Origin of the sequence: Bacteroides sp. Phil13, from assembly GCF_001940965.1 — a bacterium.
Taxonomy (GTDB): domain Bacteria; phylum Bacteroidota; class Bacteroidia; order Bacteroidales; family Bacteroidaceae; genus Bacteroides; species Bacteroides intestinalis.
Genome location: NZ_MSHA01000103.1, coordinates 180,792 through 193,415 on the forward strand (window position 1 = coordinate 180,792; position 12,624 = coordinate 193,415).

Below are 12,624 nucleotides of genomic sequence, written 5' to 3' on the forward strand. Positions count from 1 at the left end.
TTATTAAAATCCTATTTTTAAACCAAAATTCACGACTTTAATCAACGGATAGGCGCGTCCATCCGGATTAGATTCAGGGTCACAGAAGTCCAGATCACTAAATGTCAACAGATTATATCCGGAGAGAGACAGACGCAAAGAACTGATACGGAATTTCTGTAACATAGCTTTGGGGACAGAATAACCTACCTCAATGTTCTTCAGACGAATATATGAAGCATCACGCAACCATAAATCCGAGTCTTTATAGTTATTGGTTTTACTACCACTCAAAGAAATGGCAGGAGCTTTTGCACTATTCCCTTTTTCAGCTGTCCAAGCATCATCAATCATATATTGAAGAAGTGAATTTGTACCCGTTTCTCCAAATGGAGTACGATAGATACGACTTACAAGACGGGAAGTCTGGAATGCACCTGCCCACGTCATACTCAGGTCAAAGCCTTTCCAGGAAAAGCCCAACTGCATATTGCCATTTAGAAGTGGATAGGTAGGATAACCAATAGCCGATATATCATTTGCATCAATCTTACCGTCCTTGTTCAGGTCTTTATACTTCACATCTCCAGCTATGGGTGAGAAACCGGAACCATGATCGGGAATGCCATTTTCTTTTCCTTTCAAAGATTCATAATTAGCAGCATCCTCTTCCGTAAAAAAGCCGTCATTTACATAGCCGAATTGTTGACCAACCGGGCGTCCGGTTTCACACATCCATTCATAAGGCTGGGGAATTTCATCTTTGAAAATGACTTTATTCTTGGCATAGGACCAACTGGTACCGATGTAATAACTAAAATCCCTGATTGCATCTTCCCAACGCGCAGTTACCTCAAAACCTTTATTATCCACTTTACCCATATTTACAATAGGTAGAGAAATTGCCAGATAACCAGGGTTTACCTGGCGGGAAATCAAAATGTCTTTACGATGCTCGATGAAGTAATCGAAAGAAGTTTTCAGATGGCTATCGAAGAAATGCAAATCAACACCATAATTCTGTTTTGCAGCAGTCTCCCAAGTTACATCAGGGTTTCCAACCTTTGACTCTTTGGCACCCGGAAGGAAATTATTGGTAGTAGAACCGAAACTATAAATACCTGTAGTATTATTACCTCCCGCTGTACTGATGATATAACTATCGGGCAAATAAAGGAAACGTGATCCATCAGAAACGATATCATTACCTACAATGCCATAAGATGCACGTAGTTTCAAGTAACTGACATAAGGTTTCAGTGGCTCCATAAACTTCTCTTCAGAGATAATCCAACCGACTGAACCGGCAGGGAATGTACCGAAACGCTTCCCTTCTGCAAAGTTCTCCGAACCATTATAACCAATACTAAGGTCTAATAGATAACGAGTTTTGTAATCATAAGTGGCACGTCCCACAAAGCCTACATAACTACGGGGAATACCTGTATTTTTGCTGGGATAATATTTCATTGTTTGATTGTACATAGCCAGAGCAGAGACATGATGTAATCCAAAATCTCTTTGGAAATTCAAAGCTGCTTCAAGATACCAGTCACGGGACTGTCCAGCCTCCTGTGTCCAACCCATAGTCTGTGCTTCCTGTATCTTTCTTATCAAAGTCTCGCCACTTTCTGTAAGGTAGGCCTCATATTGGTCGGCTTTTCCTTCACGGCGTCGTTTATCAGTCACACCACTATTATAAGCTCCTTTAATATGTGCTTTTAAGCCTTTTGTGAGAACATCAAGTTTCTGTTCCAGAGAAAAGTCGAAGTTAATCACATTTCCGCCTGTAGTGGTGTACCCTTTACCGTAATATGTATTCAGTCCATCATTAATAACACCGAAATTGCCAAATACCGATTTATTGACGGAAATCCATTTACCATCCACAATTCCAGCTCCTGAAAAAGGTACAGCACTGTAAATGTTGTCATACAAATAAGAGATATCAGTATAAGTACCGTTGTTATAGTTAGGCTCCGTCTTGTCAGTAAGACGCCCTCCCAGATTGATCTTCATAGAGGTAGTTTTCGTCACATCTATATCCATATTGATACGATAGTTATAGCGGTTATAGCTAAAGCCACGATCATTTTCATGGAAAGTCTCAAAAAGTCCCTTTTGGGTAAATACACCTAAGGAAGCAAAATAACGTACCCGGTCGGAACCACCGGAAATTGTCATATTATGTTGTGTCTGCAGTGCGGAATTTTTAATCAGTAAATCCGTCCAGTCCGTATCGGCATAAAGAATTGGGTTACTATGTGTACGGAAACCTTCCAGCATTGCATCTGTAAACATCAGTTTGTCTTCAGCAACACCATCACGCAGTTGGGCAGCATTATATGTCATAGCATAGTCGTAACTGTTAGCAAACTCCGGAATATTGGTAGGCATCTGAAGACCAGCACTGGTGGAGAAAGTTATTTTAGCTTTACCGGATTGTCCGCGCTTCGTTGTCACCAGGATAACACCATTGGCACCACGCACACCAAATACAGCTGTAGCAGAAGCATCTTTCAATACGGTAATATCTTCCACTTCATTGGGGTCTAATTGGGTGAACGAACGTTCCACTCCATCAACCAGACATAATGGAGCAGACAAACCGGTAGACAAGGAACCTACACCACGCACATACAGCGTTGCATCATCAGCTCCCGGCTGACCGCTACTCTGTACACTGGATAATCCGGGAACCTTACCACTCAATGCATTGGCAATACTTCCTACCGGAGATTTCATAATTTCATCTGATTTCACTGAGGATAAAGCACCGGTAACAGTTACTTTCTTCGTAGTACCATAGGCAATAACCTGTACTTCCTCTAACAGCGTAGCACTTTCAGCCATTGAAATCTTCAACTTGCTCTCACCTTTATAGACAATTTCCTTGTCTTCGTACCCCACAAAGGACACCACAATGGTAGCACCAATCGGAACACTTAAGGTAAACTTACCATCTAAATCCGTAATCTTACCATTCTGGGTACCTTTCACCCTGACAGTAGCACCAATAATCGGGCCTTGGTCATCAAAGACCTCTCCCGTTACTACTCTTTCCTTGTCTTGTTGTGTTACAGCCACAGCTTCGGAACGTTTTTCGTCTCCTAAGCTCTTGCCGGGACATATGACCAAGAAAGCAAAAATAAAAATCCACAATTTGTTTTTCATAAAAAAGTGATTTTACATAACATTATTAAATAAGGAATAACCATGGTCAATATTTTAGTATCGCATATACACTTACTAAAACAGTGCAAATGAATGAAATCTACAAGACAAGTACCTGACCATTGGGTCATATAGAGGGGCACAAATTGTCTTGCAGACAATTTGTGCCCCATTTCGGACAAAACTAACAACACTCTTTGTCGGAGAAGTTTTATTCCCGAATATCCTCTTCTGCCTGAGAATCCTCCCGGGGAGAATCTTTTCTATAAGACAAAGGAGCAACTCCATAAAAAGACTTGAAACAACGGCTGAAATAACGTGGAGAAGTAAAGCCCAGCCGATACGAGATTTCTGAAATATTATATTGTGGTTCTTCCTGCAGCAATCTTAAAGCTTCTTCTAATTTCAGCTTCATTGTAAACTCATTCGGAGTTAACCCCATAACTTCTTTCAGGCGAAGGAACATTTTGCTCCGCCCCATATTCAATTCGGAAGCCAACATATTCATATCAAAGTCCGGATTGTCAAAATTACGTTTTATTACTTCTGATGCCGTATCCAGCAGTTTCTGATCTGCAGCCGTAAAGCCACCTGCCTCCTGGGGGATCATAGCTTCTGTCCTACTCAGTTTCTTCAGCAGCAATCGTCTGTTTCTTAGCAGATTATTGCAACGTGCCAAGAGTAATTTCACATTAAAGGGTTTTGTGATATAATCATCTGCTCCAAACATATATCCTTCTATCGTATAATCTATTGAAGATTGTGCTGTAAGCAATACAACAGGGATATAGGCCAATTCCAGAGAATTCTTAATTTTATAGCACATTTCCTTACCAGACATCACCGGCATCATAACGTCACTCACTACCAGATCCGGCTGCAACTGTTGAGCCAGTTCAAAACCCATTTGTCCGTTTGACGCTTTATTTACAATATAGCTTGATGAAAAAATACCTTCCAACATATCCAATACTCCTTCATCATCTTCTACCAACAATACACGAGGTTTTCCGGATTCTTCTTTCTCCTGCCCTGCATCCATCTCACTCTCTTCAGACTCTTCTTCCGGTAATGGTTCCACCTCATCGTAGACAATAGCTTCCCAATCCAATGCAGGTACCGTTACTTTCTCATGTTCCAACTCTTCCTTAGTAAAATGGTTGTTGCCCAGAAGCAGTTGTATTTTAAAGCTACTTCCTTCTTCCAGTACACTTTCTACGGTAATATCACCTCTGTGAGCCTCAATTATTCCTTTAGTAAGAGCCAGCCCGATGCCACTTCCAGCAATCCCCCTCTGTTGCTTTTCATTCCCTTGATAAAAACGTTCAAAAATTCTGGATAAATCATCCTGGGGAATTCCACATCCGGTATCTGATACAGTTATTTCCATTATCTGCTGCTGCTTCCTGACTGATACCTTAACACTTTTCCCATCAGATGTATATTTAAAAGCATTCGATAACAGATTAAACACTGCTTTCTGCATCTGCACAGGATCAAACCAAACTTCCATCTTCTCATTGGGATGTTCAAACGTATATACTATATTTCTTTTCCGGGCAAGTTCCCAAAATGAACGGTAAACATCTTCCAGAAATGGCACTATATCAACACACTCTACCTTCAATTTCATGAATCCCTGCTCCTGTTTTCTGAAATCCAATAGTTCTGTAATCAAAAAACGTAAATTCATTGCATTCTTATGAATACTATGTAATCTGCGATAAACAGAAAGTGAAAGCTTTTCTGATTGCAACAACATCTCTATCTGCCCAACGATCAAAGTTAACGGAGTACGGAATTCATGGGATATATTAGTAAAGAAACGAAGTTTCATTTTATTCACTTCTTCTATTCGTTCCTTTTCATCCTTTTCTTTGGCTAATGAAAGAGCCAGTGCCTTACGGGCATTTCGTACCCTTAGGAAAACATATATAATTCCTGCTACTATCAGAAAATACACCAGATAGGCCCAAAAACTACGATACCAGGGATAATGTATCACAATGTTAAGTGCTATTTCCTCTCCCATATCCTCACCCAATCTGTTTTTTGCCTCACGTACTTTTAATACGTAATTCCCCGGAGCAAGATTCGTATAAATCAGTCGTAATTGGTTTGTTGATATCCAATCTTTATCAAAACCTTCTAATTTATACTGATACCAGATACTTTTTTCTAATTCGATATAGTTGGAGCTGGAAAAGTCCACCATCAGATTATTCTGCCAAGACGATAAATCGATATGCTGTATAAATGGCAATGATTCCTCCAATACATGTTGGGTATCTCCCGGACACACCTTGACATTATTGACAAAAAGACTCACAAAATAAAGTTCAGAAGTGTCACTCTCATCATTTATATATAAATCTTTCTCACGAAACGAGATCACACCATCTACCCCACCGATATAAACCATGTCGTCATCCGCTACACAAATTCCACCTCCATCTGCAACTGCAGAAATCATACCTTTTATAGCTCCCAACTCAACCGAATACATCGAATGGCTAAAAGGTGAATAAATAGAGATTCCTTTATCATTAGTTATCAGTATATTATTTAGAGGAGATTCGGCCAGATTATAACAGAAATTACTTAGCAAACTATTTTGTTCAGCTGTGTAATGTTCCCACTTCCCTGTATCATAGTTATATGAAAACACTCCATTACCTATGGTCGAAACGTAAACAGTTCCATCCTTAGCTTCCATTATCTTAGTAATCCGTACCTTACGGTTTTCTAATGTGTCAAAGTGCACAGATTCGATCTTACCCCAATCACTTAATGATAATTTATACAGGTCCAAATCGGCAGCCAGCCAAACATATCCCCGGGAATCAATTTCAAATGTCTGAAAAATATCTTTATTGCTGATTAAGTGGAATTCCCCTTTATCCGGATGCATACGCCAGAAGCCATTTCGGGCTGTCACATACAACCAGCCATCTTTAAATAGAGAATAATAAATAATATGGTCAGGACCTTTTCCGGTACGTTTATAGTCATCCAAATAATTATGAAAAAGATTAGTTGCTCTATCATAGAGGCTAAGTCCTCCCGTATATGTACCTATATATATTTGGTCACGGCTTTCATCATAAGTAATAGTCTTCACATTATCATGCAAAATTGAATTCTTACCACTCTCAGTAGTATAATAGGTAAAAGTATTCGTTTTCCGGTTGAACCGATTTACACCTCCTCCATCCGTACATATCCAAAGGTCACGCCTCTTATCTTCTATTATTTGCCCTATAATCGGATAATTCAAACAATTATTGTTTGCCTCGGCATAGACGTAATACTTAAATAAATCCTTTTTCAGATTGAAATAATTCACACCTCCATAATAGGTGCCAACCCAGATAGTACCTTGCCTGTCCTTATAAAGAGAAAATACAGATTCATGTGATAACGAACCCGGATGAAAATTCGGACGATATACACAATAAGTATCCGTACTGGGTCTATACATTTGCAATCCATCAAAAGTACCGAACCAAACATTATTTTGGTCATCCTCCACAAAACTACGTATCTGTTCACTTACTACACGATCGGAAGCAGATATTTCTTTTTTCAGAATTCCATCACGCCCTATCTTATATAAGCCTCTCATGCGGGAAGCAATCCACAATTCATTTCTGCTACTTACAAATAATTTAAAAATCTCGATTCCCGGTAACAGGCACTTTACGGTTTCTCCTTCCAATACATATAAACCTTTGGCTGTTCCAATCCATGTTTTATCCCCACTTTTAGCCATACACCAAATTGTTGGAGTATTCAACTTCTGATAAAAAGACAGGGAGTCAGCCTCAGCATTATATCTAAACAAGGAATCACCGGCAGCACACCAGACTTCATTATCAAAAACAGCAATGGAACTTATGCCTGTAGGATATATTTCTTTAAAACGTTCTTTTCTAATATCATATTTAATTAGCGCTCCATCCGTCTTCAGAAAAACATCCCCGTAAAAGTCACCTACGATTTGATCGACTACTCCATTAATGAACTTCTTCTTCCGAAGTTGATTATCTATGATTTCATAAGATTTATATGTAGAGAGCCGTTCGCCATCATAGATATTAACCCCCTCATTTGTCCCAAACCACATACGCCCCAAAGTATCCTGGTAGATGGCCAGAACCGAAAGATTTGAAAGTCCATCTTTCATATCCAGTTTCTTGAAATACTGTCCATACAAGTTAATGCAAAATAATAATAAGACAGGTGTTACATAGTATTTGGTTCTTTTCATATAAATTATTAATTTCTTAAAAGCAAAACTATAGAAATTATTCAAATAAGGCAAATAAACTTTTAAAATTATAGTTTTCTCGATTTTAATAGTTTCAAGCTATGCCAATAACGTCCATTTTTGTAGCACAAATTGTGTAATCATCTAAAAATGAAATGTATCAAAGAGAGCTACTCTGAAATTTTCTATACCTTTGCACTAATCCTAAAATCAAAATACAGAAAGCCATGAAAGGAATTTTCTTATCAATACTATTGTTTTTATCAACGTTAAGCATACAAGGTGCTGAGTCAAATAAAGAATACACATTATGGTACAATCGCCCGGCATACAATCGTGGGGGAAACTTTAGCCAAATCGCAGCAAGAGGATTTCCTTATGATGAAGATTGGGAGAAATGGTCACTTCCCATTGGGAATGGTGCTATGGGAGTCTGCATCTTCGGACGAACTGATGTAGAACGTATCCAATTAGCAGAGAAAACAATGGGTAACAAGGGTGCCTATGGTATGGGAGGATTCACTAACTTCGCAGAAATCTACCTGGATATTCATCATAACTATGCACAAGATTACAAGCGCGCACTACGCTTAAATGATGCAATTTCCACTGTAAACTACAAACATGAGGAAATAGAATATGACAGAGAATACTTTGCCAGCTATCCTGCCAATATAATTGCTGTAAAATTAAAAGCCAGTCAACCGGGTAAGGTGTCATTTACACTTCGCCCGGTCTTACCGTACCTGCATTCGTTTAATGATGAACAAACCGGACGTAGCGGACAAGCACATGCCGAAAAAGATCTCATAACATTGAAAGGAGAAATCCAATACTTCCATTTACCTTACGAAGGGCAAATAAAAGTAGTGAATTATGGGGGAACACTCTCCTGTTCAAACAAGGGTGAGAACAACAGCACTATAGATATAAGCAAAGCCGACAGCGTAATACTATACATATCCGCTGCTACTTCTTACCAACTAAAAGACAGTGTCTTTCTTTTACCAAATGCAGAAAAATTCAAAGGCAATACCCATCCGCATAAACAAGTTTCTGAATGTATAGGGAGAGCTGTAGAGAAGGGGTATGAAGTCCTGCGCAAAGAACACATTGCTGACTATCAACAACTTTTCAATAGAGTTAATTTCCAATTGACAGAAGATATCCCCTCTATCCCTACTGACAAGTTACTATACCAGTACCGCAACGGAAAACGCGATGCATACTTGGAAGAACTCTTTTTCCAATATGGACGCTATTTGTTGATAGCTTCTTCACGCCAAGGCTCTCTTCCCCCCAACTTGCAAGGTGCCTGGAACCAATATGAGTTCGCTCCCTGGTCCGGAGGATACTGGCACAATGTAAATGTACAAATGAACTATTGGCCGGTATTCAATACAAATCTGACTGAACTCTTTATCCCATATGCGGACTATAATGAAGCATTCCGCAAAGCTGCAACTCAAAAAGCTGTTGATTATATCACTCAGAACAATCCGGAGGCACTAAACCCGATAGCCGAAGAAAATGGCTGGACAATCGGTACCGGAGCTACGGCATTTGCCATAGAAGGTCCTGGGGGACATTCTGGCCCGGGAACAGGAGGTTTCACAACCAAACTGTTCTGGGATTACTATGATTTCACCCGTGATAAACAACTACTGAAAGATCATGTCTATCCGGCACTTATGGGCATGGCCAAATTCCTGTCCAAAACATTGAAACCCCAACCTGACGGAACATTACTGGTAGATCCGTCTTTTTCACCGGAACAGGTTCACCAGCAGGTTTATTATCGATCTAAAGGATGCATATTCGACCAAAGTATGATTCTGGAGACATATCGTGACTTATTGCATGCTGCCGAGATTCTGAAAGATAAAGATCCGTTCCTGAAAACGGTAAAAGAACAAATCGGGAAATTAGATGCTATATTGATTGGTGAATCCGGCCAAATAAAAGAATTCCGTGAGGAAAATAAATATGGAGAAATCGGACAATACCAGCACCGGCATATATCCCAGCTATGTGCTATGTACCCCGGAACTATTATTAATGCCGACACCCCGGAATGGTTAGAAGCCGCCAAAGTAACTCTGAAAGAGCGAGGCGACAAATCAACAGGATGGGCTATGGCTCACAGGCAAAACCTATGGGCACGAGCAAAGAATGGCAATCGTGCCTATAAATTATACCAAGACATCCTGACTTACGGAACTTTAGAAAACTTATGGGGTTCTCATCCTCCTTTTCAAATAGATGCCAATTTCGGAGCAACTGCCGGAATAGCAGAAATGCTATTACAAAGCCATGAGGGATATATTGAACCCTTACCTGCCATCCCGGATAATTGGGATAAAGGAAGCTTCAGCGGACTAATGGCACGTGGAAACTTTCAAGTCTCAGCCACATGGGAGAACGGTGCAATCCAGAGTATCCGGATTTTATCTAATAAAGGAGAGCTTTGCCGGATAAAATACTGCAAAGCAGCAAGTGCACAAGTGACCGACAAGTATAACAAACCAATTAAAATCAAACTTTCCGGTAATGATATCTTTGAATTCAATACCCGAAAAGGAGAAATATATGAAATCATTTTCTAACACTTCAATCATTTATCATTAACAGTATTATGAAAAAACTACATTTAATCGCTTTTACTATCCTGTCTCTGTTTTCATTCCCGATGCAGGCACAAAAACTTTTGCCTGCCGAACAAGAGATAGGGCTACAGTACGGTGCAGACCGTTTAGGAAAGCGATATGACGCAGCTATGCAAAAGTTCCGTGAAAACCGACTGGGAGCATTTATTCATTGGGGATTGTACGCCATTCCCGGAGGAGAATGGAACGGTCAGGTATATAACGGGGCTGCCGAATGGCTCAAGTCGTGGGCTAAAGTCCCCGCTGAAGAATGGCTACAACTTATGAAACAATGGAATCCACAGAACTTCGATGCAAAGAAGTGGGCTAAAATGGCGAAAGACATGGGAGTGAAATACGTCAAAATTACGACTAAACACCACGAAGGTTTCTGCCTATGGCCAAGTAAGTTTACAGAATACACCGTAACTAATACCCCATACAAAAAGGATATTCTGGGAGAATTAGTAAAAGCCTACAACGAAGTGGGTATCGATGTACATTTCTACTTTTCCGTTATGGACTGGAGTCACCCGGACTGGCGCTACAGTATCAAAAACCAAGAAGACGAGATCGCCTTTCAGCGCTTCCTGGCATTCACCGACAACCAGCTAAAAGAACTCGCCACCCGCTATCCCACTGTCAAAGATTTCTGGTTCGACGGAACCTGGGATGAAAGTATCAAGAAGAACGGTTGGTGGACCGCACATGCAGAACGTATGTTGAAAGAACTCATCCCTGGCGTTACAGTCAACAGCCGACTACGTGCCGATGATTACGGCAAAAGGCACTTTGACAGCAACGGACATCTTATGGGAGATTACGAATCAGCTTATGAACGTCGCCTCCCCGATCCTATAAAGGACCTGCAAGTGACCAAATGGGATTGGGAAGCGTGTATGACTCTTCCTGAAAACCAATGGGGCTATCACAAGGACTGGTCTTTGAGCTATGTAAAGAATCCGGTCGAAGTGCTGGAAAGAATCGTCCATGCTGTATCCATGGGTGGAAATATGGTAGTAAATTTCGGTCCACAAGCTGACGGAGATTTTCGTACCGAAGAAAAAGAGATTGCAAAAGCCATAGGTAAATGGATGCAGAAAAATGGGGAATGCATATACGCCTGTGATTATGCAGGTTGGGAAAAACAGGACTGGGGATATTATACACATAAAAAGAATAGCGTTTATATGATAGTATTCAATCGTCCTTATTCCAAGCAACTCACAGTAAAAGTTCCGAAAGAAACCCAAATTATCAATGCCGTATTGCTGAACGGAGAAAAAATGAAAGTTACAGAGACTGCCCGCAATGAATATAACGTGGGAGTACCTAAACAGGATTTCCAGGAGCCTTTCGTCATAAAACTGGAAATAAAATCCTCTAAAACATCTACTAATAAATATCAAGAAGCACTTACTTAAAAAAAGAAATATGAAGCGTTTAATTATTTATTCCATTTTGTCTATAGTAGCGATTTACTCATATGGACAAAACAGTTTCAACAAAACTGATATCAAATCTATCATGAAAAGTGTTGCTGATTGGCAAATAGCCAATCCGGCAAAGGGGAATGAACATGAGGATTTGAACTGGACATATGTCGCATTGTACATGGGCATGATAGATTGGGCCGAGTTAACCGAAAAAGAAGACAAAGACAGTTCCTACTATGAATGGTTGATGAAAATAGGCCGCCGTAACGCCTGGCAGGTAGGAAAATACATGTATCATGCAGATCATATAGCTGTGGGACAGGTATTCCTGGATATGTACCAGAAATATCACGACCGGAATATGTGGCTTCCTACACTGGCACGTACAGAATTTGTGATCAATCATCCGTCAGCCAGTACACTGGAACTGGATTACAGGAATATGGCAAGCCTGGAACGTTGGTCATGGTGCGATGCTTTATTCATGGCACCTCCTGTCTATGCTAAAATGTATATGCTGACCGATGATTGGAAGTACATCGAATTCATGAACCGGGAATATAAAGCTACCTACGACTATTTGTTTGATAAAGAAGAAAAATTATTCTACAGAGACCACCGTTATTTCAATCAAAAAGAAGCTAACGGCACAAAAGTATTCTGGGGTCGTGGAAACGGTTGGGTACTGGGAGGTCTTTGCGAAATCTTACAGACTTTACCTCGAAATAATATGCACCGCCAGTTCTATCAGGATTTATTTATTACCTTGTCCGACCGTATCATCCAGTTACAAGGAAAAGATGGATATTGGCATGCCAGTTTACTGGACCCGGACTCATATCCTTCACCCGAAACAAGTGCCACCGGCTTTATCGTATATGCCTTAGCTTATGGTGTAAATGAAGGATTATTAGATAAAGCAACCTTTATGCCTGCCATAGAAAAAGGATGGAAAGCCTTGGTAAAAGCTGTAGAAAAGAATGGAAAGCTGGGCTATGTACAGCCCATCGGCGCCGATCCAAAGAAAGTGACCCGCGAAATGACCGAGGTTTATGGTGTAGGCGCATTCCTGTTAGCAGGCAACCAAATCTACAAAATGGCCAAGTAAAATAGAGAATGA

The 12,624-nt window shown here is 40.3% G+C and carries 5 protein-coding genes; 3 read left to right on the plus strand and 2 right to left on the minus strand.

The features are described from left to right. Window positions 1-3: 3 nt before the first annotated feature. Together BWI44_RS20895 and BWI44_RS20900 are read right to left on the minus strand one after the other, a co-directional pair. Window positions 4-3,153, minus strand: a complete 3,150-nt coding sequence (locus BWI44_RS20895) for a SusC/RagA family TonB-linked outer membrane protein (RefSeq protein WP_195209147.1) — start codon at window positions 3,151-3,153, stop codon at window positions 4-6. Between the two features lie 211 nt (window positions 3,154-3,364). Next, on the minus strand, window positions 3,365-7,423 hold the full coding sequence (locus tag BWI44_RS20900) for a hybrid sensor histidine kinase/response regulator transcription factor (RefSeq protein WP_195209146.1): 4,059 nt from the start codon (window positions 7,421-7,423) through the stop codon (window positions 3,365-3,367). 227 nt (window positions 7,424-7,650) lie between these two features. On the opposite strand from BWI44_RS20900, the gene BWI44_RS20905 reads away from it, so the two are divergent. From BWI44_RS20905 to BWI44_RS20915, 3 genes are read left to right on the plus strand one after another with little or no spacing between them, the layout of a single operon-like run. Continuing rightward, window positions 7,651-10,029, plus strand: coding sequence for a glycoside hydrolase family 95 protein (locus tag BWI44_RS20905; RefSeq protein ID WP_007663822.1), 2,379 nt, complete (start codon window positions 7,651-7,653; stop codon window positions 10,027-10,029). Window positions 10,030-10,058: 29 nt separating this feature from the next. Continuing rightward, window positions 10,059-11,492, plus strand: coding sequence for an alpha-L-fucosidase (locus tag BWI44_RS20910; protein WP_007663823.1), 1,434 nt, complete (start codon window positions 10,059-10,061; stop codon window positions 11,490-11,492). Between the two features lie 10 nt (window positions 11,493-11,502). After that, the gene (locus BWI44_RS20915) at window positions 11,503-12,612 is read left to right on the plus strand and encodes a glycoside hydrolase family 88/105 protein (RefSeq protein ID WP_195209145.1); all 1,110 of its coding nucleotides are present in this window, start codon (window positions 11,503-11,505) and stop codon (window positions 12,610-12,612) included. Window positions 12,613-12,624: the final 12 nt, after the last annotated feature.